This is a genomic window from Noviherbaspirillum autotrophicum, assembly GCF_000818395.1.
GTDB lineage: Bacteria > Pseudomonadota > Gammaproteobacteria > Burkholderiales > Burkholderiaceae_D > Noviherbaspirillum > Noviherbaspirillum autotrophicum.
Genome location: NZ_JWJG01000028.1, coordinates 1,140,575 through 1,164,429, shown reverse-complemented (window position 1 = coordinate 1,164,429; position 23,855 = coordinate 1,140,575). Strand labels below are relative to the sequence as shown.

Below are 23,855 nucleotides of genomic sequence, written 5' to 3'. Positions count from 1 at the left end.
TCACGCCACGTTGTCTTCCACCAGCGGGCTGGTTGTACCCGCCTGCACGGTGATGCGCGTGCGTTTGGCCAGCGGCTCGGCCGGCTTGGTGCCGTCGCTGTTCAAGGGCTTGACCTTGTTGAACAGGACGGTGAACGCGCCGGGGGTGACCGTGGCGATGGCATAGCCTTGCGCATTGTGGTCGGTGTACGCAAAGTCCGGATTATTGGCGCGCATGACCTGATCGAAGGTTTCCGGCGTGGCCACCAGCGGCGCCAGGGGCGTATTGCCCGCGCCATCCTTGAGGTACTGGTAGAACGACGAACTGCTGATGCCGGCGGCAACGAAGTCGACCGCGACCGGCGTGCCGAGCGCCGGATCGGGATTGTCGCGGATCACGCCGCACTGGAATGCATGCAGGTCGCCGGTGATCGCCACCACGTTGTTGATGTTTTCCGTTTTCAGGTACGACATCAGTTCCGCGCGGTGCGACGGATAGCCGTCCCAGGCGTCGGCGTTGACGATGTAGAGCTGGTTGTACGGCGCCGGCGCCAGATTGCGCAGGTCGAGCCACATGCGGTTGAGCGTGACTTCGTTGCCCCACACCTTCCAGGCCGCGCCCGAATTCTTCAGCGTGTCCTTCCACCACTGCGTCTGCGTCGGGCCGAGCATGGCCGGCGCGCGCTGCATCGCGGCCGTTTCCTGCGCCTCGGCCTGCGCCAAGAGCGGCTGCGGCACGAAATAGCGGCTGCCGATCGAATCGTTGCCGTTGACTGGGTCGTGGCCGACCATCGACGCATACAGCGCCTCGCTGACGATATGGTCGTCGCGGTACAGGCGTTCGTCGGTCATCACTAGGTGCATCAGCTTGCCGAACTTAAAGTCGCGGTAGATGCGGATATTGTCGTATGCCTCGTTGGCCAGGTCGAACGACACGTCGCCCCAGTCGATCGGCATGTATTCGGCCCAGGCCTGGCTGGCGGCCCGGCGGCGCGCGGTCTGCTGCTTGTTTTCGTTGGAATAGGTCTGATGGTCGCGCCAACAGTCGTCGGAAAACTCGTGATCGTCCCAGATCGCGATCATCGGGAACTTGCGGTGCAGCTCCTGCAGCCGCTTGTCGCTGCGGTAGGTGCGGTACAGCGTGCGGTAGTCGGCGAGACTGGCGGCGCAGACGCCGGAGCGCAAGGCCTGGCCGTCGGGCAGCGTGATTTGCGCGTGCGCGGGCTCGGCAGTGCCAGCCTGGAACGACGCGCCGACCGACTCGTAGATGTAGTCGCCCAGGTGCACCAGGAAGTCGACATCTTCCTCGGCCAGCAGCTCCATCGCCGCCCAGTGGTTGACGCTCCAGTCCTGGCAGGTCAGCCACGCGAAGCGCAGCGACTGCACGTCGGCGGCCGCTGCCGGGGCCGTACGGGTCTGGCCGACGGGGCTGGCATCCTTGCCGCACACGAAGCGGTAAAAGTAGCGCGTGTCGGGCTTGAGGTCGGTGACCTTGGCGCGCACCGTGTAGTCGTAGACGCTGGCGGTGCTCAGGTTGACCGACGCGACCAGCTTTTCGAAGCCGGCGTTGGTCGCCACCTGCAGCACCAGGTCGAGCTTGTCGGCGGTGTAGCCGGTGTCCTTCAGTATCGCGGGGTTGGCCAGCACGCAGCGCGTCCAGAACACGATGCTGGACTCCTTCGGGTCGCCGCTGGCCACGCCGAGCGGAAAATCGAATGTCCCCTTCGGCAGATTCGCAAGGATGCCGCCGCAGGCCGACAGCATGCTGCCGGCGGCGGAAGCGACCGTGAAATAGGCCGCGCCTTTCAGAAAACGTCTTCTATCCATGTTGTCTCTCTCCTTTTGTTGTGGTGGGCGTTGAATCGGGATCAGTGCATGCGCGGGTATCCGGTGATCTTCTGGATTTCCTTGTACAGCGGCTGCAGGCGCGCATACATCTGCCGGTACACGCGGCGATAGAGGTCGTCGTAGATCTTCCGGTGATGCGGCTGCGGCTCGAATACGCGGCCCACGCGCGTCATGGCCTTGATGGCGCTACCGAAATCGGCGTGCAGCTTGAGGCCAACGGCGGCGTCGATCGCCGCACCCAGACCCGAGGTTTCATAGACGTGCGGGCGCGCGGTGGGCAGGCCGAAGATATCCGCCGTCAGCTGCATCGCCGCGTCGCTTTGCGAGCCGCCGCCGGACACGCGCAGCTCGGTGATGGAAACGCCGCTGCGCTGTTCGATACGCTCCTTGCCCTCGCGTAGCGCATACGCCAGCCCCTCAAGGATCGCGCGGTAGAAGTGGGCGCGCGTGTGCACGTCGCCGAAGCCGATGACCGCGCCTTTCGCCTCCGGCCCCGGCACCTTGATGCCGGGCGTCCAGTACGGCTGCAGCATCAAGCCCATCGAGCCGGGCGGCACCGAGTTCACCAGTTCGTCGAACAATTCCTCGGGCGCCACGCCCTGCTGCGAGGCGACGCTCTTTTCCAGGTGGCCGAACTGTTCCTTGAACCAGTTCACCATCCAGTAGCCGCGGAAGATCTGCACTTCGGTGCTGTAGGCGCCGGGCACGGCGGCCGGATACGGCGGGATGAACGGCGTGACTTCGACGTATTTCTTGCTGGTGGTGTTGATGGTGGCCGTGGTGCCGTAGGACAGGCAGCCCACGTGCGGCGCGATGCAGCCGGCGCCGATCACTTCGCACGCCTTGTCGGCGGCGGCTGCCACCAGCGGCGTACCGGCGGGAATGCCGGTGGCGGCGGCGGCGTCCGGCGTGATCTCGCCGATGATGCTGCCGGGTGCGGCCAGTTCCGGCAGCATGTGGCGCTCGACCGGCAGCCCCTGCCATTTCCAGTCGAAGCTGCCGGCCCATTTCAAGCCCTTATAGTCGAATGGGATGTAGCCGACCTGCGAGCCGATGGAATCGATGAAGTCGCCGCACAGGCGGTAGTTCAGATAACCCGACAGCAGCAGGTACTTGTCGGTCTTGGCCCAGATCTCGGGCTGGTGCGCCTTGATCCAGTTGGCTTCGGCTTCGCCGCTGAAGAATTTGATCGTGTCGCTCACGCGCGCCAGCTTGAACGCGGCGCGCCACAGCGCATTGATGGGCGGCACCTGCTCGGTGCGGCGCTGGTCGAGCCAGACGATGGCCGGGCGCAGCGGGCGGCCTTCGCGGTCGAGATTGATGACGGTGCCGCGCTGGGTGGTGACGGCCACGCCCGCGATCGCGCTTTTCGGAATGTCGCTTTGCGCCCACAGCCGCTGGCAGGCGGTGCACAGCGCCTGCCAGTAGCCTTCGGCATCATGCTCGGCCCAGCCGGGCTGGTCGGAAAAGTAGGCTTCCAGCTGCACCTGCGACTTGGCGACGATGTGGCCGTGCAGGTCGAACAGCAGCGCGCGCACGCTTTGCGTGCCGTTGTCGATCGCCAGTATGTATTCTTTGGACATGTCTCCTCCTGGCCGCCCGTCAGGCGGCTTTCTGCGCCGCCGGCGCACTCTCGCATGGCACGCTGTAATGCTGCCGCCACAACGCCAGATAGGCGGCTTGCTCGCTGGCCCAGCGCGCGTCGTCCCACTTCAGTTCCGGCTGGCAGATGGCGCGTATCTTCGACAGCAATTCGATGCCGCCGTCGCGCAACTGCAGCCCGAGGCGGGTGCGCCGCAGCAGCAAGTCTTCCAGGTGCAGCACCGCTTCCATGCGCGCGGCCCAGCGCAGCTCGGCATACAGGGTGTCGGTGCCGGCGATCGTCTCCAGCTCGCCCTCGCGCGCGTCGGCCACCAGCATGGCGGCATAGCAGCCGTAGCGCCCGGCCAGGCGTCGGCGCTGGAACGCGCCCAGCTGTGGATGCCACGCCAGCGCCGGCACGGGCCGGAAGATCGGTTGCGGCCGCCGGTCGAGCTGCCAGCCGCCCAGCATCGGCGCGGCGTGCTTGAGCGCGTCCTGCGCGATCAGGCGGAAGGTGGTCAATTTGCCGCCGGTGACGGTGAGCAGTCCATCCTCCAGCCATACCGCGTGATCCCGCCCTTCCTTGGACGGATCGGCCTTGCCGCTGTCGATCACCGGGCGCACGCCGGCGTAAGTGGCGACGATGTCGTCGCGCGTGATGCCCAGTTGCGGGAACTGGAAGTCGAGCGCCGCCAGCAGGTAAGCCACTTCGCCAGGCGTGATCGCGGCTTCCAAGCGCATGTCGGCGCGGTGGTCGACATCGGTGGTGCCGACCAGGGTGACGCCTTCCCATGGAAACGCGAACACCGGGCGCCCGTCCTGCGGATGCATCAGGCTCACCGCCTGCGCCACCGGCAGGCGCCATGCGGGCAGCACCAGGTGGCTGCCGCGCAGCGGGCGCAGCTTGTGGCCGTTGTTCTTCGCCCCGCGCATCGCATCGGCCCAGGCGCCGGTGGCGCTGATGACGACTTTCGCCTCGACGGCGTGCCGCGCGCCGCTGACCGTATCCTCCAGCTCGACGCCGCACACCTGGCCGTTGCGCCGCACCAGCCGGCGCGCCGCCATGTAGTTGAGCGCAGTGCCGCCGCAGGCGAGCGCTTCCTGCAGCACGCGCAGCACCAGGCGCGCGTCGTCGGTCTTGGCATCCATGTAGCACAGGCCGCCGTCGAGACCTGCGGTGGCGATGTGCGGCGCGAGCAGGGTGAATTCGTCGGGCGGGAAGTAATGACGCGCGCGCTGGCCGGCCATCCGGTCGTACAGCGCCAGCCCCAGCTCGAACATGCGGCGCCCCGGCTTCCTGCCGCGGTAGTCGGCGAATGCGAAGCTCTGCGGCTCGACCAGTCCGGCGGCTTCCTGCAGCAGCTTTTGCCGCTCATGCACCGAGTCGCGCGTGAGCAAGAGCTTGCCTTCCTTCAGATAACGCAGCCCGCCGTGCACCAGCTTGGACGAGCGGCTCGAGGTGCCCCAGGCGAAGTCGCGCTGCTCCACCAGCACCGCGCGCAAGCCGTTGCGCGCCGCTTCCAGCAGGATGCCGGCGCCGGTGATGCCGCCGCCGATGACGACCACGTCCCATTTGCGGCCGGTCAGCGTGTCGCAGGCCTCGTCGCGCCAGTTGGTTTGCCACATAACGATCTCCTTAGGCGGCCAGCAGTTTGCCGGGATTCATCATGCCGCTCGGGTCGAAGTGGCGGCACAGTTCGCGCATCGCGCCCAGGCCCAGCGTTCCCTTTTCCGCCGCCAGATACGGCGCGTGGTCGATGCCCACGCCGTGCTGGTGGCTGATGGTGCCGCCGGTGGCGACAATGGCGTCGCACACCGCACCTTTCAACGCCTGCCAGCGCGCCAGGTCGGCCTCGTAGCTGCCGGCCAGGCGGTAGGCGAAAGTGCTGTAGACGCTCGCGCCCTGCGCATACATATGCGACAGGTGGGTGTAGATGTGCGCCCGTTCGCCGCAAGCGGCAAACGCATCGCGCGCGGCCTGTTCGACCGCGTGCATCATCGCGCCCACGCGCGGCCAGTCGACGGCAGTCTCCACCGTGTCGACCGCATAGCCGTGTTGCCACAAGGCGTTGCGCAGATAGACGTTGCGAAAGCGGTTGTGCTTCCATTTTTTCCCGATCGCCTCGCCCACATGCACACCGTGAAAGCGGCGCGCCACCTCCAGCGCCTGGCCAATGGCGGACGCCACGCCGGCGGCGTCGCCGGAAGCGCCGACGAGCAGCATGCACTTCTGGCCGCGGCAGCCGCGCCAGCCCAGATAGGCTTGCATCAGGCTGAGCAACCGGCTCTTGCCTGCCATGGTGAGCATGGTCAGCGTCTCGATCGAATTGGACAGGCGCAGCATCGACAGCGGCAGCCTGGCTTGCGCGATGGAGCGCACCGCATCTTCGGCTGCGGCCCAGGTCGGGAAAAACACGGCGTGGAACGCTTCGCGCTGCGGCAGCGACGTGATGCGCACGGTCGCTTCGGTGAGGATGCCGATGCGGCCTTCCGAGCCGAGCACGACTTCGCGCAGGTCGGTGCCGGCCGCCGAGGCGGGAAAGCTCGGGATCGCCAGCGTGCCGCTCGGCGTTTCGACTTTTCCGCCGGCAAACAACTGCTCGATGCGGCCATAGCGCAGCGACTGCTGGCCCGACGAGCGGGTGACGACCCAGCCGCCGAGCGTCGAGTATTCGAAGGATTGCGGAAAGTGGCCGAGCGTGTAGCCGTGGGCACGCAACTGCGCTTCCAGGTCGGGACCGGCCACGCCGGCGCCGAAAGTCGCCAGCTGTGCCTGTCGGTCAAGGTCCAGCAGGCGCGACAGCCGCGCCAGGCTGATGGTCAGTACCGGCTGGGCGGCGTCCGGCACCGACAGGTGGCCGACGACGCTGGTGCCGCCGCCGTAGGGAATGACGAGCGCGCTGGCCTGCTTGGCGTAGGCGAGCAGCTCGCGCACTTGTTCGCCGCTTTCTGGAAAGGCGACGCCATCGGGCACGCGATCGACTTTTCCGTATCGCAACTTCAACCAGTCCGGCAGGCTTTGCCCGAGCGCATGGCGCAGCCGCACTTCCGGCGCCGTGTCGATGCCGCGTTGCGGCGGCAGCCGGCTCGGCGCCACGGCGCGGCAAGCTTGCGCCAGCGTGGCATCGGTCGGCGGCGTGCCCGCGCCAACCCGGTCCCGCAAAAAGGCGCGCATGTCTTCATTGAGCGGAAAGTCGATTGCGTCGTCACCCCAGCCGTTCCAGCGTCTCATCCTGTCTTCCTTACTTGTTATACTGCATCGATATTTGACAAAATCTTAACGAACGGCCCCGGCCGTGTATTGCGCATTCATGACAGTCCACTTGTCCGATCATGCCAACTCCGCCTTCCGCCCCGGCTTTTGCCGATAGCCGTTCCTGCGGCCTGGTCGCCGGCACGTATCTGCAGCCGCTGATCGAGGCGGCGGCCGCGCGCGGCGTGAGCGAACGCGCGCTGGAACAGGCGGCGGGACTGCCGGCGGGAGCGCTGTCGCCGTTGCCGGAATCGCTGGCGGCGAGCGATTACGTGCGGCTGCTCGACGTCGGCGCGCAACTGGCGAACGATCCGCAGTTCGGCCTGCATGTCGGCGAGCGGGTCAAGCTGGGCACCTACAACGTCTACGGGCTGATCCTGCTGAGCTGCCGCGATTTCGGCCAGGCGCTGCAGCAGACCATGCGCTACGAGGCGCTGGCGCACGACCTGGGGCGCTCGGAAATATCGATCGAAGGCAACATCGCCGAGTACCGCTGGCACAGCGCCTTTCCGCGCGCCTCGCGCCATCTGGCCGACAGCGTATTTACCGGCATCCGCGTCTTCGGCAACTGGCTCGCCGGGCAGGCTTTACCGCCGGTCCATGTTTCGTTTGCACATGAAGCGCCGCCGGACCGCAGCGAATACCTGCGCATCTTCGGCCCCGACGTGCATTTCGGCGCACCCGCGCACGTGGCCCGGTTCGACGCCGCCCTACTGTCCTGGCCGGTGCCGAATGCCGATGTCGGCCTGTACCCGGTGCTGCAGCAGCATGCGGAGCGCTTGCTCAAGGAAAAGCAGCGGGCGCAGCGGGAAGGCGGCATCGTCGCGCAGGTGCGCGCGGCAATCGTCAGCAACCTGGAGCAGGACCGCGTGCGCCTGCCCCTGATTGCGCAAGAACTGCACATCACGCCGCGCACGCTGCAGCGCAAGCTGAACGACGCCGGCATCGGCTTTCAGCAGCTGCTGGACGCGACCCGGCACGAGCTGGCGCTGGAATACCTGAAACAGAAAAACCTGAGCATTGCGGAAATCGCCTTCCTGCTCGGCTATCAGGAACAAAGCTCGTTCAACCATGCCTTCAAGGACTGGACCGGCATGAATCCCGGCGCCTTCCGGGACCAACTCGGCAACTAGTTGCATTGCCGCCGCCACGCCGGCGGCCCAGGCATCCTTTGCGCAAGCGCAGGAATGGCGCATGCAGCCGGAACCGGGCCCACCACCCTCAGTCCCACGCGATATTCATTCAATAAGAAGCGTGGCACGTCGCCGTCCCTCTCCCCGCATAACGGAGCTGATCGGAGACGTTGGAGAGCTCATGAGCGCGAGACAACGCATTCTTCTGGTCGACGACAATCCGGCGTTTCGCCTTCTCATGGAACGCGAACTGCAGCAGGAATTCGCCGGCCTGCAGGTGCAGCATGTGGTGGATGCAGACAGCCTGGTCGGCGCACTGGCAGCCGGCGGCGCCGACGCCGCCGTCATCGATGCGCGCACGCACTGGGCGAACGGACTGGAGGTCTTGCAAACGATCAAGGTCAGCCAGCCGGAATGCGCCGTCATCATGTTCGCCGCCGATGGCGGCACCGCCTTCGCGGTCGGCGCCATGAAAGCGGGCCTCGACGATTACCTGATCAGGCAGCCCGCGTATTGCGGCAACCTCGCCCCCCTGCGGCAGGCGCTGCGCGGCTGGCTGGCGCGCGCGCAACTGCGCAAGTCGCCGCATGCGCCCGCCGGGCGCACCGAACGCAGGGCTGCCGATGCGCATGTCGCCAGAAAGCTGCATCTGCTGGCCGAAGCGCAGCGCGTCGCCCATATCGGCAGCTGGGAAATGGACCTCGACAGCGACACGCTGACCTGGTCGGACGAGCATTACCGCATCCTAGGCATGGAGCCGGGCGCGATCCGCCCAACCTATGAACGCTTCCTGCATTTCGTTCATCCCGACGATGTGCGATTCGTGCGCGACACGGTGACCGCCACCGTCATGCAGCTGGGCAGCTATGACATCGAGTGCCGCGTCATCCGGGCCGACGGGCGCGAGCGCACCGTACGCTCGCGCGCCGAAGTGGTCAGCGACGGCGGCCGTCCGGCACGCCTGATGGGCATTCTGCAGGACATCACCGAGCACAAGCAGTATGAAACCGCGCTGCAGCGCAGCGAGCAGCAGCTGCGCGCCGTGCTGGCCGAGCGGCGGCAGCTGTCGCAGGACTTGCATGACAATATCCTGCAAACCATCTGCGCCGTCAGCTTCAGCCTGGAGCACAGCCAGCGCCTGATCGAGGAAGGCCACGCGCGCAGCGCGGCGCGGGAACTGTCCTGGGAAATTGCCACCTTGCGCAACATCATGCGCGACATCCGCCAGTTCATCCGCGGGCAGGAGCCGCTGCTGCTAAGCGCGTCGCAACTCAAGACCGAGCTGGCGGAACTGGCGCGCATGATTGAAACCAGGAAGCTCGGCCGCTTTTCGATCGATGTCGATCCGGCGGCGGCCTCGCAGCTGATGCCGGACGAGGCGCGCCAGGTGCTCAACATCGCGCGCGAAGCGATGAGCAACAGCGCGCGCCACGCACATGCGACGTGCGGCACCGTCTCGCTGCGGGCGCAGGAAGAGAGCATCCGCTTCGAGCTGCGCGACGACGGCGTGGGCTTCGACGTGCAGCGCCTCGCCCATCGCGGCGAGGGCTTGAAAAACATCGCGGCGCGCGCTCGCCAGATCGGCGCCCAGATCGAAGTGCTGTCCCAGCCCGGCCACGGCACGCGCGTCGTGCTCGACCTGCCGCTCTTGGCGCGCGGCCGGCGCCACGGACGCGACCGGCGCCGCAACGACTAGGCGGAATACCTCAGCCGCAGGAGCGCCGCCTGGGTCGCCTTCACCATGCGGGCGAGCCGGGCCGGCATGCGATAGGCCGCGTAGTGGAATGCGCGCGGCAGGTCGACCTGCATGCGGCCGTGCCCGACCGCCTCGGCCAGCACCAGCCCGCCGTTCGGAATCACGAAAGTCTGGCCCGGCTTGAGAAAGATATCTGCCGGCTGGTTGCAGGCGGTGATCCACAGGATGCCGGCGACGCACTGCACGCGGCGGCCCCGGGCGCCGACCAGGCGTAACGGATAACCTTCATGCAGTTCGCATTCGACCCTGCTCTGGGTTGCTGCCAGTATCTTCGGTTGCATCGCATCGCTCCTTTCGTCTGTTGAGGGATCAGCGTACGTGCAAGCGCGCGACGGCGACAGGCGCAGCGGTTCGAAATTGTTACCATCACAGTTTGCATGCCCGCAAACTGTACTGGTCGAAAATGCAGCGAACTGTATCTTGGTCGCGGGTCCGCCCCCCTGCAGAATGAAACCATGCCCGCCCAAGCCAACCTCTATGAAAACCTGGCCGATGAACTCGGCGCGTTGATCGCGAACAAAGTGTTCGTCCCCGGCGACCGGCTGCCGTCGATCCGCCACCTGTCGCAGCAGAAGCGCCTGTCGATCAGCACCGTGATGCAGGCGCTGCGCCTGCTGGAAGACCGCGGGCTGGTCGATGCCAGGCCGCAGGCCGGCTTCTATGTGCGGCACCGCGCGCGCAGCCTGATTGCCGCCGCCGATGCGCACTGCGTCAAGGAGCCGACCCATGTCGGCATCAACAACCTGCTGATGCGGGTGCTGCGCGCCAACAAGGCGCCGGGCACGTTGCAGCTGGCCCTGTCGTGGCCGCCGGACGAACTGCTGCCGGTCAAGCGCATGCAGCAGGTGATGAGCAGCGTGGCGCGCCGCCGGCCGGACATGCTCACGCAGGATGGCTGCTTCGACACCAACGAGCCGAATTTCATCCGCCAGATCATCCGCCGCGCGCTCGACTGGGGCCAGCTCAATCCGCGCGAGATCATCGCCACCAATTCCTGCACCGAGGCGATCGCCCTCGCCTTGCGCGCCGTGGCCAGGCCCGGCGACACCATCGCGATCGAATCGCCGACTTATTTCGTGCTGCTGCAACTGATCGAGAGCCTGGGCATGAAGGCGCTCGAAATCCCGACCGACCCGACCACCGGGCTGTCGGTCGATGCGCTGGAACTGGCGATCCGCGAAGGGCTGGTGCAAGCCTGCATGCTGGTGCCGAATGCGAACAATCCGCTCGGCTGCATCATGCCCGACGAAAACAAGAAGCGCCTGGCGGCACTGATGACGCAGTACGACATCCCGCTGATCGAGGACGACGTGTACGGCGACCTGTGCTTTTCAGCGGAGCGGCCATGGCCGGTGAAAGCGTACGACAAAAGCGGCCACGTGTTGCTGTGCTCGTCGTTTTCCAAGGTGGTCAGCCCCTCGGCGCGCGTCGGCTACGTGGTGGCGGGCCGCTACGCGCAGCAGGTCGCGCTATTGAAGAATGTCGCCTCGGGCGGCACCAACCATTACTTCCAGGCGGTACTGGCCGATTTCGTCGGCAGCAGCAGTTACGACAGCCAGGTGCGCAAGATGCGGCGCGCCATGACCCAGCGCATCGCGCGCATGTCGGACGCGGTATCGGAATTCTTTCCGCCGGCCTGCTCAGTATCGCAGCCGCAGGGGGGATTCGTGCTGTGGATTCAACTGCCGGAACAGGTCGACGCGCTGCGGCTGCACGAGCGCGCCATCGCGCGGCGCATCGCGTTCATGCCGGGGCCGCTGTTCTCGGCTTCGGGCAAGTTCGGTAATTACCTGCGGCTCAATTGCGGCAACGAATGGAGCGCGCAGATCGAAGAAGCAGTCCAGACCCTCGGCGCGCTGGTGCACGCCTACCTGGACGAGCACGCTGCGTAAGGCAGCCGCACTAGTTGTGGACGTGCCGTGCCGGCCCCGCCTCGTCGTGCGGCGCCGGCGCTGCCTGGGCCAGCGCATGGGGCCGGGCGGCGGCCTGGTCGCTGCCGCCGCGCCCGCTGGCATGGATACCGGCGCCGATCAGCAGCAAGCCGCCCAGCAGCGATAGTACCGCGAGCACCGTGTGCAAGGCATGGCTGCGGCGGCTGCGCCGCTGTTCGCGCGCAAGCAGGGTGCGATCATACTGCAGGCGCTGGCAGGGCGACGACAGCAGCAGGTAGGCTTGGCGCAGTTCGCGCAGGCGGCGCAAGTCTTCCTGCGTCAGGCGGGCATCGGCATGGCACGCCGCATGGGCATTGAGCAAATGGTGATAGTTATGCTCGATATCGATTGGCGCCGCGTCGCGCTTGAGGGCAAGTATGTCGTAGGCTGTTTTCATCGCTGCGCACGCTATTGTCAAAGTGTAACGTTATAGCGAATGCCGGGTGCGGCAACAATCCCGCTTTTATGGGACGCGCCGCAAGTGCCCCCCTATCACCGTCCAGGAAAGCTGCACCAGCGCAGTGTCGCGCGGCAGGCACGGCGTGACCGTCTTTTGCTGCCGCGCATGACAAAGTGCTTTCATCTCTCGCACAAGCATAGGCATAATTGACGCAAAGCAACTATTAACAAGGTAGTTGCCAGCGCTTGCCGTGCTCGCGATTCAAATTCGTGCAGGCAAGGAAAAACTGTCCTGGAAATGCATCCCATGAATGACCGCGCCCCCGCCAACATCGCCGACTTGCATTTCCTGGTCGTGGAAGACGACGAATTCCAGCGCCGCTGGCTGACGGTCATGCTGGCCGGACTGGGGGCGCAACATATTGCCGAAGCCGAAAACGGCCAAGTCGCGCTCGGCATCCTGCAAGACAGGACCCGGCAAATCGACATCAGCTTCGTCGACCTGAACATGCCAGGCATGGATGGCATCGAGCTCATGCGCCACCTGGCCAACGCCGAGCACCAGGGGGCGGTCGTGCTGGTCAGCGCGCTCGGCTCGGCGCTGCTGTTTTCGGTCGAGACCATGTCGAAAGCCTATGGCATCAACCTGCTCGGCGCCTTCGAAAAGCCAGCCACGCCGGAAATCCTGCAAGACGTGATCAGGCGATACCGGCCGCCGCACGCGCACGGCACGATCAAGAAGGCCCTGCCGGTGCTGCGCCTGGAAGACATCCTCCACGGGCTGCAGGAGCAGCAATTCGAGCCGCTGTTCCAGCCGAAGGTGGAACTGGCGACCGGCAAGGTGCGCGCGGTGGAAGCCTTCGCGCGCTGGCGCCATCCGCAGTACGGACTGGTGCCGCCGGCCGCGTTCATCCCGACGCTGGAAGCCTGCGGCCACATGGATCAACTGACCTCGGTCGTGGTCGAACAATCGATCGCGGCCTGCCGCGCCTGGCAGGATCTCGGCCTGATGCTGTCGGTGTCGATCAACCTGTCGGCCAGCTCGCTGGCCGAAGCGGGGCTGGTGGACAAGATCGTCGGGCTCACGACCCAATACGGCATCGCGCCGCAGGACGTGACGTTCGAGATTACCGAACTGATCGCGATGACTGACGTGCCGGTCTGCCTGGAGAATCTGGCGCGGCTGCGCATGCGCGGCTTCGGTCTGTCGATCGACGATTTCGGCACGGCCCATTCGAACCTGCAGCAATTGCTGCGCATCCCTTTCCTGGACCTGAAAATCGACCGCTCGTTCGTCGCCGGGGCCGCGCACAATACGCAAATGCACCTGGCGCTCAGTTCCTGCCTGGAACTGGCGCGCAAGATGCGGCGCAATTCGGTGGCGGTCGGAGTGGAAACGCGGGAGGATTGGGACTTGCTGCGCGGCCTAGGCTGCACCTATGCGCAGGGGTATTACATTGCCAGGCCGATGGAACGCGACGCCGTGCCGGCCTGGGTCGAGGAGTGGTCCCAGTTTTTTTGAGCTTGTGAAATTTACGGGAAAGCAAGCGGCGCCATTCCATGCCAGCCGCTGCCGGATTGCGCAAGATAGCGCTACACTGGGAGGTTACCGACCTCTCGCAGCAGCATGCATCATGAAATTCGCCCATCTCATCGAGATCAACGACCCGCTCAATCCCCTGATCGAACCGCTGTCGCGCGACCAGTTGTGGCGCGGGCTGGTGTTGCGCGCGGAATCGCCGCAAGCCTTCATTCCCTGGCTGGACAACTGCGTCATCCTCGACCGGACCGAAACCACGCTGATGCGCATATCGCATTACGGCGACGTGACCGTACATGACAGGGTCGTGTTCCACCCTCAGGAAAGGGTGGTCTACCACGTGCCGGAGCAAAAGGATATTCCGGCGTCGAGCCTGACGATGACGATCGAGGAGCCGCAGCCGGGCGCATTCTTCGTGCGCTTCGAATACGACGACGGCGCAAGCGACGCCGATGACAGCGCGCAGGCGATGTACAACGACTTTCGCCGCTCCGCCTACGAAGAAGCCGACATCGACACGATCCGCACGATCCGACAAATGGCCGAAGAAGGCCAGCTGGACTAAATCGCTGAATGATTAAAAGCCCTGCCTCCGTGGTGAACGGAGGCAGGGCCAGCCGGCATCGGCGGTCGGACGTCAGTGGTGGCGGCCGCTCACTTTTTCAGCGCCGTAGCGCACCGCATCCTTCACCTTGTCCCAGGTGCTTTCCGGATGCTGGGTTTCCCAGTCGCTGCGCAGCTGGGGCTCGACATCCTGCCACTGGTAATTCTGGAAGCGACCGCTGCCTGCCATCGTCGAACCATAACGATAGGCGGCGTCGTAGTCTTCATAGCGGCCACCCGACGAGCCGTAGGCGTTTTGCCAGTGGCGCCGGTAGTCCGAATCGTCGGTGCTGGTCCCCGTAGCGGCATAGTCGGTGCGCCGGCCGCTGCCTGCGCCGAGCTGCTCGACCTCGACATCGGTGCGGCGCACGGTATCGTTGACCTGTTCCGTGCGCTGCGTCGTATCCTTGCCGACCACGACTTCCTCGACCACGCGCGCGGTCTTCGACACCACCGGCTCCTCGGCCATTTCGCGCACTTCGATCGAACCTTCCTTGAAGGCGGCCATATCGGCCTCGGTGGCTGGCTGGTCGACCGCATGCCGCTGCACATCCACATGCTCTTCACGCAGCTCGACCGATTCATGCACCGGTTTTTCGGACACGCGCTGGTAGACGCGTACCCCGCCGCGCTGCACTTCGCGCTTGCCAACGCGCAGCTGTTCCTCCACAACCGGGATGCGCGTGCCTTCCTTGCCGGTGGTCTGGTCCGCGCGCAGATTCTGCGACGTGGCAGCAGTCTGGCTCATGCCCGTGTCGCTGCGCGCCGCATAGGTGCCGCGCTCCCGCTCGATTTCGGCGTCGCTCAGCATCGGCGCGCTTTCATCGTAGCCGGCCCAGCCCTGGCTGCGCCAGTGCGAGGCGCGTTCGTCGATGTCGACCGGATCGTACCGGTTCATGATTTCGGTGGCGCGGTCACGCATGTCCTCGCTGGCGGCATCGACGGTCAGCACGCAGCTGCCGCGGCGCACCGCTTCCGAATAAATGTCACCATGCTCGCGGTGCTCTTCCATGCCGAACAGCGAGCGGAAGAAATGGCCGATGCCCGAGCCACCCGTATCCGCGCCCTCGCTGACGGCAGTGCGGGTGCCGCCCTTGGTTTCCGGATTGAGTCGCACGTTATCGCGCGAAAATCCCGCGGCAAGCAATTCATTCATCGCGTTTTCTGCCTGGGTGTAGTTGTCATACACGCCTACTACAGTATTTTCCATGATCAGTCTCTCCTATTAAACAAGATCATCCGGCAGGCCCGCCCAAGCATGCGTTGCCGCTTCAATGCCGGGTCCGCCGCCTCGACTTGAATCTGCTTCATAGGCATAAGCCGTGCCTGCCTTGCGTTTACTGCGGCGCGCGATCCTGGCCTTCGTCGAACCGCTCCACCGCGACTTGCTCTGACCTCAACATCACGCTGTGCGGCTCGCGCACCTGATGCTGGCGCCGCGTGATGCGCACCTCTTCCTTCAGCACCAGTTGCTTTTGCACCGTCAGCACTTCTTCGAGCACCGGCACGACCAGCGTGTCGCCCTCGTAGCGCGCCTGCGGCACCGCCGCGTCCGGCACGACCCGCCCCACCGGTACATGCTCGACCACCAGTTCATCGCGCCGCAGCAGCTCGTCGAGCACCTGTTCGCGCTCGGCCACGGTCTTGTGCAGGCGTATGCCGCGCCCGGTGTCGACGGTGCGCTTTGCCACCTGCATCTGCTCTTCCATCACCGGAAAAGACATCTGGACTGCGGCGTCACCCGCACCGCTACCGAAGGTAAAAGGCAGGCGGAATGAGCCGTCGTCCTCGCGCGCCAGCAGGCTCACCGGCACCAGCACCTGGGCGCCGCCGTCAATGCGGATCCAGGCCTGCTCTTCGGTGCCGACATGCTGGGTTGAAACAATCGCCGCCTGATGGCCGGCGGCGTCGATGATGCGCGCATTGGCCAGCGGCCCGCTGGCCGGATGCGTGCTGCCGTTGTCGTGGAAATGCGCCATGGGCTGCATCCATTCAGTCAAAAGGGAACTCCACGCATGCAAGTAGCAGGCCGGCCCATGCGCGTCGATGCATGCGCTCGCCCGGGTCGGCGCCATCCATTTTTACCAAGCTTCCTGAAAAACTTACACGCAGGCTGGCAGCACGCTTCGAACTAATGCGCCGGTGCACGTTCATATCTTTTTTAGTGACAGCAAGGCCACAGGAGGCAGCCATGAGCAGCACCATCATTGCAGGCCGGTTCCAGCAGCAATCCGAAGCCGACGACACGGTGGCAGAACTGCTGCGCGCCGGATTCGCGCGCGAGGACGTTTCAACCTTTTTCGTTAATCCCGCAGGACAACACGATGCTTACCCGATCGGCGGCGACCGCATGGAGTCTCCCGGCGCGGAACAATCGCGCAAGGGCGTGGCAGCCGGCGCTGCCGTCGGCGCCGCCGCCGGCGTTGCTGCCGTGCCATTTCTCGGTCCGGTCGGTGCCATCACCGGCGGCTTAGTCGGGGCGCACGTCGGTGGACTGGTCGGCAGCATGTCGCAGATGAAGGAAAAGGAAGGCGACACGCCCATGGATGCGCAAGACCCGCAGGCGCAGCGCCAGTCCGGCATGATGGTGGCGGTGGCGGTGGCCGACGACACGCAGGAACAGCAAGCCATCCATGTGCTGCGCGCAGCCGGCGCGGTCGATCTCGAACGCGCGCAGGGAACCATCGCCAACGGCGACTGGAGTGACTTCAATCCGCTCGATACGCCAGACTTGATCGGGAGCCTGCCGCAAACGCCGCGCGGCGCCCCCAGCCGGCGCCTGTAGTCCTGCAGCAGGAATACGGCGCGCTTCATTTAGTGAGCGCGCCTAGCCGTCGATGTACGCGATCAGCGGCAGGTGGTCAGACGCCACGCGCGCCAGCGACGAGGTATGCACCTTCACATGCACAAGGCGATGGCGCGGCCGGATCCAGATGCGGTCAAGCGCGAATACCGGGCGGCGCGACGGAAAGGTGGCCGGCGCCGGCACGGCCTGGAAATGCGACACCAGCGACTTGAGCGTGCGGCCCCAGGCAAACCATTCGTTGATATCGCCCAGCAATATCACCGGCATTTCGTCGGTATCGAATACCTGCAGCAAGCGGCGAATCTGGTCGCGCCGCTCGGCCGGGCGCAGGCCGAGATGGGTGGCGATCACGCGCAGCATGTTCCCATGGCAATCGAGGTCGGCGTCGAGCGCACCGCGCGGCTCGCGGCTGCCGAACGACAGGTCGATCATGCGCATCGACAGGATCGGATAGCGGGAGAGCACCGCATTTCCGTAGCGCCGCTCGTGCGTATCGCAGGCCGGCCCTTCGGCCGCCGCATAGCCAGTGGCTTTCTGCAGCGCGGCGAGCACATTGGGGGTGCGGCTGCCGCCGAGCGGTACCTCTTGCAGCGCGATCACGTCGGCATTAATTTCACGCAGTACTGCGCCCACCCGCTCGGGAGCAAAGCGGCCGTCGCAGCCGACCGCGCCATGGATGTTGTAAGTGGCGATCGTCAATGGCCACGGATCGAGGTCGGGTGCCATGCGCTGCACGGGCGGCACGGGAGCGCTCAACGTATCCGTCATGCCGTGCGGTCCTCCTTGCGTTTCAATAGCCGCTGCAGGCCCACTGCCAGACCAATGATCAAGAGCACCACGACCACCAATACCGCGACCGTTCCCGCGCTCGGCCGGCGCACTGCTTCGGCCAGATGATGCACGAAGGTGACCGTCATCGTGATGCCGGGCGCCATGCCGATCATGGTGCCGATCATGTAGTCGCGAAAGCGGATATGCGACGCGCCCGCCACCACGTTGACCACCGAAAACGGTGCCACCGGCAGGATACGGATGACCATCATGGCCAGGATGCCGCGCCTGGCGATGCGCTGGCTTAAGCGGTTGATGCGCGGCCCCACCAGCCGCTGCACCGTATCGCGCCCGAGCCAGTGGCCGACGCCGTAGGTCACGGCCGCGCTCAGGAGGGTGCCGGCGATGGCATAGATCGTGCCGTTCAACGGCCCGAACACGATGCCGGTCACGGCAATCAGCAGCATCACCGGCACCACCAGCAAGCCCGCCACGACATAACTGGCGAGCACCGCCAGCGGCGCGAGCGGAAAGCCCTCCAGTTCATGCGCGTAGCGCACTAGCGATTCGAGGTTGATCCACTCGCCCAGCGGCGTGAAACGCCACGCCACGGCCAGCATGGCCAGCGCGATGCCGAGCATGCCCAGGCCGATCAGGCGCCCCGGCAGCGGCTTGCTCGCTTCCTGCGGCACGAATTGCGTGACCAGTTCGTCGGGCTCGATCGGCCGCTCGGGATCGAACAGGGCTTCTTGCGGAATGAGCGCATCGAATTCGGGTGCCACCGCCGGATCGAGCCGGCACAGCGTGCGCTCTGAATGCTGCAGCGCATCGATGGCGCGGTGCAGGCTGCCGTGCGCATCGATGGCGTCCTGCACCGCCTGCGGCGCGCTATCGAGATGCTCGCCCAGCAGGCGGTTGCGCAGGCGCGCAATGGCGGCGCGGATGCGGTCCTGCTGCGGCGCGTCGCCGCGCGCCTCGATGACGAGGTTGCATTCGGTGTCGAGCGCCATCGACCGGTTCGAGAGGTTGGCCGAGCCGACGCAAAACATGTCGTCGTCCACGGCGAACACCTTGCTGTGCACGTTCAGGCATTGTTCGCTCAGGCCGGGAATCTGCGGACACACCATCCGGTAGCGGTCATAGCGGTCGGCCTGCTTGAGGCGGTGGTGCACGCGCGCGCGCAGCACGCCCATTGTCACCTGTTCCAGCCAGCCGCTCTGGGTCCGGGGCGACACGATCAGCACTTCCGGCCCGTCCTGCTCGGCCAGGCGCGCAGCCAGCGCATCGGCGATCATGCCGGAAGTGAAGTACTGGTTTTCGAAAAACAGGATGCGGCGCGCGGCGGCAATCGCGTCCAGATGCAGCTGCCGCACTTCATGCACGCCGGGGCTCCCCTCGAACGCCGGCTCGGTCCTCGCGATGGCGACGTCGATGTCAGTCAGGTCCGGCTCGACCTGCTCCGGCCAAAGATCGTACCCGGCCTCGCACAACGCGACCGGCTCCTGCCCGGTCGCCGCATGCCAGCGCGCGCGCGCCAGCTCGCCCAGCGCGCGCGCGGCGCGGCCGTCGACCATGGCCTGCACATCGTGGAACGGCGCATGGGCTTTGCCGTCGCTGTCATGCCGGAGCGGCTCGCCGCTGGCGTGTTCCGGCGTATCCCAGCGGCTGCGCGTCAAGTCCAATCCGCCGACGAAGGCCACGCTGTCGTCGATCACCACCACTTTCTGGTGATGCGAGCCGCCGATTGGATGGCGCGCATCCATCTTGAATTCCAGGCGCCGGTGGGTGCGCCAGTCCAGCTTGTAGACCGGCAGCCATTCGCGTTCCAGCGCATACAGCATCGCGAAGTCCCAGTTCAGCACATAGGCGTGCAAGTCGGGGCGCGAGGCGACGATGGCGTGCAGGAAATCGCCGAGCGGTTCGGGACAGCCATCGTTGGCGCCCTGCGGCACCAGCCACACGCGGCTGTCGATATCCCAGCTGAGGATGAAAATACTATGGCGCGCGTGGCGAATGGCGGCGCGCACCGCGCGAAAATAGGCATCCGCGTCGACCAGCATGGAAAAGCGCTGGGCGTGCTCGATGCGCCAGCAGTTGCGGCCCGGTTGCAAGACCGGGGAAGTCGAAGGTTCGAAGAGCGGTTCGCGCAAGCAGCCTCCTATGCCGAATGGAAACGACACTTGTGTTTATTCGACGCGGACAGGCGCGCTTAGTTTCTGCAACGGGTAGTGGGCCAGCAGGTTGGTCAGAAGTGGCGGTCGTTTTCGGCCAGCCCGGTCCTTTGTCCCGGGTGCAACTGCTGGTGCGGCGGTGTGGTTGCCGGCGTTCCTTCGTGGTCGGCGGGCTGGATGGAAATCATCGAACAGGCGGCACTGAGCTGTTGCGCAAAGACAGGATTGAGGAAAGTCTTGGCGCGCGATTTGGTCAGACGCACGTTCACCGGCAGCAAGTCGTTTCTGGCAGGCTTGTCGAGCCGATGCCACTGCAGCGTGCCGCGCCCGAGTGTCAGTTCGGCTTGCACGCCGGCCGGCGACGCACCCCGGTTGCCGGCCACAGTCACGGTCGCCTTGTCGGCGGCGACGGTGCCGGTCAGCGTCGGCCCGCCTCCCGTTCCCCCAGCGCCGCCCGCGCCGTCATCCATTTGCGCCGCATCCGGCGTCGCGATCAGGTGCGAGCCGCACAGCTTGTCCTGCTTCTGGAACAGTTCGAGAACGAAATGGCCGCATCGGGCCGGGTCGTTCTTGACGCCGGAAGGGCAGACCAGGGCCGTCCATACGCCGCTGAAATCGCTGTGCGGCGGCGCGGCCACGGCAACGGATGACAGCCACCATGCGGGAAGAAGAATAAGGTATCGCATCATGCTCGCCCCTCGGATGCATCCACTGTAGGACATCCGGCAGGCGGGACGTTGCGGCGGCTTAAAGTTTCGGACCCGCTTCAGCCCCGTCGCGCAGCCCGGAGCACTTACTTGCCTGCGCGACGCGCGCAGTAATCATAGGCATCGGCCTTCGGCGCCAGTTCGCGGTCGATCAGGATGAAGATCGGCCAGCCGTTGTCGCGGCGCCCGTACACGGCTTCGAAGGCGCCGGCCAGCTTGCCGCTGGTGAATACCATCTTGCCGCTTTGGGCGTCATAGGTCATCGCGCCGGGATAGCGCTGGCTGCCCTTGTAGGCGTAGGCGGTGGCGCTGGTGACTTCGATCACCTTGTCGGTGTAGCCGGCGGGGTTGTACTGCTGCCGGCACGCGTAGGTGCCGGGTTCGAGCGCGCCGCCGGGATGGGCGATGGCGCGCAGCGGCTGGATCGCGGCAGCGTGCGCGGCGCCGGCAAACGCGGCGAGCAGGAACGAAAACACATAAGGGGATGACGGCTTCATCGAACTCTCCGGATAAGGTAACGGCGTCTCACAGCGTACCGAATCGCTGCCATAAATCAAATATCGACCGGGTCGACTTCCAGCGACCATTTCGCGCGTGTCTTGGTTTCGCGCAGCGCCGCCAGCCACACCTTCAGGAACGCCTGCAGCGCCGGGCGCGACGCCGATTCCACCAGCAACTGCGCGCGGTCGACATTGGCCACGCGCGTCATCGTCATCGGGATCGGGTCATTGATCGTGATGCCCGGATGCGCGACACACTCGGCCGCCTGTTGCAGAAAGTCGAGCGCCGTCTGCAATTCCCGCGCCTCGGCGCGCAGCAGCGCCTGGTACAAAAACGGCGGCAGCCCGGCCTGGGCGCGCTCTTCGAGCAAGCCGCCGGCGAAACGGTCGTAGTCGTGCGCCATCACCGCGCCATACAGCGGATGCTGCGGATAGCGCGTCTGGATCAACACTTCGCTCGCATTGCCGCCCTCCTTTTGCGCGGCACGGCCGGCGCGGCCCGCCACCTGCATCAGCTGGGCGAACAGCCGCTCACTGGCGCGGTAGTCGTGCGAAAACAGGGCGGTGTCGGGATTGAGCACGCCGACCAGCGTGAGGTTGCGGAAGTCGTGGCCCTTGGCCACCATCTGCGTGCCGATCAGGATGTCGACGTCGCCGCGGTGCACCGCCTCGAACGCGGCTTGCGCGCTGCCCTTTAAGCGCGTGGAATCGGCGTCGATGCGCAGCAGGCGGGCCTGCGGGAAAAGACGCTGCAGGCCCTCCTCGACACGCTGGGTGCCGCGCCCGAGCGGCTGCAAATCGATGTTGCCGCAGGTCGGGCAGTACTTCGGGATGCGCTGCTCCAGGCTGCAGTGGTGGCAGCGCATGCGGTGCTCGGGCTTGTGCAGCACCATGAAGGCAGTGCAGCGCGGACAGTTGCCAATCCAGCCGCAGGCGTCGCAGGCGAGCACCGGCGCATAGCCGCGCCGGTTCAAGAACAACAGCGACTGTTCGCCGCGCTCCAGGCGCAGCTTCAACGCCGAGACCAGGGTCGAGGTCAGGCCCTCGGCCGGCTTGTCGCGCTCCATGTCGATCAGGCGCACGCGCGGCAGCACGGCATCGCGCACGGCGCGCTCGCGCAGCTCCAGCTTGCGGTAGCGCCCGGACTGCGCGTGATGCCAGGTTTCCAGCGACGGCGTGGCCGAACCCAGCGCGATCGGAATGCCGAGCTGGCGCGCACGCCACACCGCCAGGTCGCGCGCCGAATAGCGCAAGCCTTCCTGCTGCTTGTACGACGGGTCGTGCTCCTCGTCGACAATGAGCAGTTTCAGGTGCGGCAGCGACGCCAGGATCGCCAGGCGCGTGCCGAGGACGATGCGGGCCTGTCCCAGGTGGCCCAGCAGCCAGTTCGCCATGCGCTCGCCTTCGGCCAGGCCGCTGTGCAGCGTGGCGACGGTCACGCCGGGAAAGCGCGCGCGTACATTGCTTTCGAGCTGGGGCGTCAGATTGATTTCGGGGATCAGGATCAGCACCTGGCCCTGCCCGTCCTGCGCCAGAATCTGCGCGGCGGCGTGCAGATACACTTCGGTCTTGCCGCTGCCGGTCACGCCGTACAGCAGGGTCGGTGCGAACCCGTGCGCGCCCGCGATCGCATCGGCCGCCGCACGCTGGGCATCGTTCAGTGCCGGCATGGCATGCGGCGCCGCGTCGTTGCCGCGCTCGGCCTGCCTGATCTTTTTCAGCGCTCGGTCCAGCGACGTGGTCTTTTCCGCGCGCAGGTTTTTCGGCAGGCCGGGCACGGCAACCTCGCCCAGCGGACGCTGATAATAGTCGGCCGCGAAGGCGCACAGTGCCAGCCATTCAGGCGACAACGGCGCGAGCTGGCTGCGCACCGCAATGACCTCCTTGAGCTTGTCGGCAGGGACGTCGGTGGCGTCATCGACGTCGACTATCAGCCCGACCACCTTGCGCTGCCCGAACGGCACCAAGGCCAGCTGCCCGGGCTGCGGCTGCTCGCCTTCGCCATTCCAGCGATAGTCGAAATAGCGGTCCAGCGGGGTATCGAGCGCGAGGCGAAGGATGCGAGGGGTCACAAACGACTTAATGTAATGATTGAAGAAGGCAGATAAATCCTAGTTTTTTAAGGGTTTTTTCAGCTATCCACAAACTCTGTGGATAACTTTGTGGACAAGCTCCTCTTGACAGCTGGAAACCCTAGAATTCATGCGGGTTTCAACAAATTGCCCAATTGAAAAGCAAGAAAAACGTCCTTTAAAATCAAAGACTTAAAAAATCAGGTTAATAGCAAAAAAATATTTCAGAGAAAAAATTTGTTGCGTTGTAGCAGTTTCTATGCAAGTTGTTTTTGTGAATAAGTTGTGCCGGAATGGCGCCTTTAAGTTCCATCGCTCTGATCTTGCGCACATTGACGTTAACTGAATCTCTTGCACGATCGTTAATAAAAGCCATGAGGCATTTTTACCGTTGACATTGCAATGTCTGTCAAGAGAGAGGGTTACTAGCGAGTAATGAAATACTCGCATCGAAAACTTAAAGCGATTCCTTAGAAAATGATCTAACTACCCGTTTCATAAGTGGTTTTTCAACTATCCACAAAGTCTGTGGATAACTTTGTGGACAAACCCCTCTTGACAGCCCGCGAAGCCAGATTTTATGCGGGTTTTAACAAAATGCTAAATTGGAATGCAAAAAATAACGCGTTTAAAATCAAATACTTAGAAATCGAATGCGCATCAGAAAAATAGATAAAAATAAATTTTTCTGCTGCGATGCACAGCCTCACCTCTGTGAATAAACTACTTTAAGTTGGTCCGTTTCTGTTCATCCGGAGACACATTTTGTCCCCGAATGATAACAGCGTGAAATCAGTTGCCAGCG

General features: G+C 64.9%; 20 protein-coding genes. 6 read left to right on the top strand and 14 right to left on the bottom strand.

The genetic code is table 11. From position 1 onward, the window contains the following. From TSA66_RS06650 to TSA66_RS06635, 4 genes are read right to left on the bottom strand one after another with little or no spacing between them, the layout of a single operon-like run. Complete coding sequence (locus TSA66_RS06650) at positions 1-1,806, bottom strand: alkaline phosphatase D family protein (protein WP_040039471.1); 1,806 nt, start codon at positions 1,804-1,806, stop codon at positions 1-3. 41 nt (positions 1,807-1,847) lie between these two features. Continuing rightward, entirely contained in the window at positions 1,848-3,410 is a 1,563-nt protein-coding gene (locus TSA66_RS06645; protein WP_040039470.1) for an FGGY-family carbohydrate kinase, read from the bottom strand. Positions 3,411-3,429: 19 nt separating this feature from the next. Then, a complete protein-coding gene (locus TSA66_RS06640; RefSeq protein ID WP_052452151.1) occupies positions 3,430-5,034 on the bottom strand; it encodes a glycerol-3-phosphate dehydrogenase/oxidase in 1,605 nt (534 codons plus the stop codon). A 10-nt stretch (positions 5,035-5,044) separates the two neighbouring features. Next, a complete protein-coding gene (locus tag TSA66_RS06635) occupies positions 5,045-6,640 on the bottom strand; it encodes an FAD-binding oxidoreductase (protein ID WP_040039469.1) in 1,596 nt (531 codons plus the stop codon). A gap of 101 nt (positions 6,641-6,741) precedes the next feature. Here TSA66_RS06635 and TSA66_RS06630 point away from each other — a divergent pair, with 101 nt between their 5' ends. Both TSA66_RS06630 and TSA66_RS06625 read left to right on the top strand, forming a co-directional pair. Continuing rightward, the gene (locus TSA66_RS06630) at positions 6,742-7,794 is read left to right on the top strand and encodes an AraC family transcriptional regulator (protein ID WP_040039468.1); all 1,053 of its coding nucleotides are present in this window, start codon (positions 6,742-6,744) and stop codon (positions 7,792-7,794) included. Positions 7,795-7,975: 181 nt separating this feature from the next. After that, on the top strand, positions 7,976-9,490 hold the full coding sequence (locus tag TSA66_RS06625) for a hybrid sensor histidine kinase/response regulator (RefSeq protein ID WP_040039467.1): 1,515 nt from the start codon (positions 7,976-7,978) through the stop codon (positions 9,488-9,490). On the opposite strand, the gene TSA66_RS06620 is transcribed toward TSA66_RS06625, so the two are convergent. Next, the gene (locus tag TSA66_RS06620) at positions 9,487-9,831 is read right to left on the bottom strand and encodes a DUF2917 domain-containing protein (protein ID WP_052452150.1); all 345 of its coding nucleotides are present in this window, start codon (positions 9,829-9,831) and stop codon (positions 9,487-9,489) included. The two genes, TSA66_RS06625 and TSA66_RS06620, sit on opposite strands and share 4 nt — an antisense overlap. Before the next feature lie 174 nt (positions 9,832-10,005). On the opposite strand from TSA66_RS06620, the gene TSA66_RS06615 reads away from it, so the two are divergent. Further along, on the top strand, positions 10,006-11,442 hold the full coding sequence (locus TSA66_RS06615; RefSeq protein WP_040039466.1) for an aminotransferase-like domain-containing protein: 1,437 nt from the start codon (positions 10,006-10,008) through the stop codon (positions 11,440-11,442). A 10-nt stretch (positions 11,443-11,452) separates the two neighbouring features. Here TSA66_RS06615 and TSA66_RS06610 read toward each other — a convergent pair whose 3' ends face one another. After that, positions 11,453-11,878 (bottom strand): hypothetical protein, encoded by a 426-nt coding sequence (locus TSA66_RS06610; protein WP_040039465.1) that lies wholly within the window; start codon positions 11,876-11,878, stop codon positions 11,453-11,455. 309 nt (positions 11,879-12,187) lie between these two features. On the opposite strand from TSA66_RS06610, the gene TSA66_RS06605 reads away from it, so the two are divergent. Continuing rightward, on the top strand, positions 12,188-13,402 hold the full coding sequence (locus tag TSA66_RS06605) for an EAL domain-containing response regulator (protein ID WP_040039464.1): 1,215 nt from the start codon (positions 12,188-12,190) through the stop codon (positions 13,400-13,402). A gap of 112 nt (positions 13,403-13,514) precedes the next feature. Beyond that, positions 13,515-13,985: an SRPBCC family protein gene (locus TSA66_RS06600; protein ID WP_040039463.1), complete on the top strand. Its 471-nt coding sequence runs from the start codon at positions 13,515-13,517 to the stop codon at positions 13,983-13,985. Positions 13,986-14,057: 72 nt separating this feature from the next. Here TSA66_RS06600 and TSA66_RS06595 read toward each other — a convergent pair whose 3' ends face one another. The 3 genes from TSA66_RS06595 to TSA66_RS26785 form a co-directional block, all read right to left on the bottom strand. Beyond that, positions 14,058-15,233, bottom strand: a complete 1,176-nt coding sequence (locus TSA66_RS06595) for a YsnF/AvaK domain-containing protein (RefSeq protein WP_040039462.1) — start codon at positions 15,231-15,233, stop codon at positions 14,058-14,060. A gap of 127 nt (positions 15,234-15,360) precedes the next feature. Further along, positions 15,361-16,002: a YsnF/AvaK domain-containing protein gene (locus TSA66_RS27635; protein WP_232429420.1), complete on the bottom strand. Its 642-nt coding sequence runs from the start codon at positions 16,000-16,002 to the stop codon at positions 15,361-15,363. A 13-nt stretch (positions 16,003-16,015) separates the two neighbouring features. After that, a complete protein-coding gene (locus TSA66_RS26785) occupies positions 16,016-16,231 on the bottom strand; it encodes a hypothetical protein (protein ID WP_157691624.1) in 216 nt (71 codons plus the stop codon). Here TSA66_RS26785 and TSA66_RS06585 point away from each other — a divergent pair. After that, positions 16,215-16,808, top strand: coding sequence for a glycine zipper domain-containing protein (locus TSA66_RS06585; protein WP_052452149.1), 594 nt, complete (start codon positions 16,215-16,217; stop codon positions 16,806-16,808). The two genes, TSA66_RS26785 and TSA66_RS06585, sit on opposite strands and share 17 nt — an antisense overlap. 42 nt (positions 16,809-16,850) lie before the next feature. Here the strand turns inward: TSA66_RS06585 and TSA66_RS06580 are convergent, their stop codons facing one another. The 5 genes from TSA66_RS06580 to TSA66_RS06560 form a co-directional block, all read right to left on the bottom strand. Then, a complete protein-coding gene (locus tag TSA66_RS06580) occupies positions 16,851-17,597 on the bottom strand; it encodes an endonuclease/exonuclease/phosphatase family protein (protein WP_084199376.1) in 747 nt (248 codons plus the stop codon). After that, the gene (locus tag TSA66_RS06575; RefSeq protein ID WP_052452148.1) at positions 17,594-19,750 is read right to left on the bottom strand and encodes a VTT domain-containing protein; all 2,157 of its coding nucleotides are present in this window, start codon (positions 19,748-19,750) and stop codon (positions 17,594-17,596) included. Before TSA66_RS06575 ends, TSA66_RS06580 begins: the two co-directional genes overlap by 4 nt. Before the next feature lie 95 nt (positions 19,751-19,845). Then, positions 19,846-20,460, bottom strand: coding sequence for a hypothetical protein (locus tag TSA66_RS06570; protein WP_040039460.1), 615 nt, complete (start codon positions 20,458-20,460; stop codon positions 19,846-19,848). A gap of 104 nt (positions 20,461-20,564) precedes the next feature. Continuing rightward, complete coding sequence (locus TSA66_RS06565; RefSeq protein WP_040039459.1) at positions 20,565-20,975, bottom strand: hypothetical protein; 411 nt, start codon at positions 20,973-20,975, stop codon at positions 20,565-20,567. 56 nt (positions 20,976-21,031) lie between these two features. Next, positions 21,032-23,050, bottom strand: coding sequence for a primosomal protein N' (locus TSA66_RS06560; protein WP_094298994.1), 2,019 nt, complete (start codon positions 23,048-23,050; stop codon positions 21,032-21,034). Between the last annotated feature and the right edge of the window lie 805 nt (positions 23,051-23,855).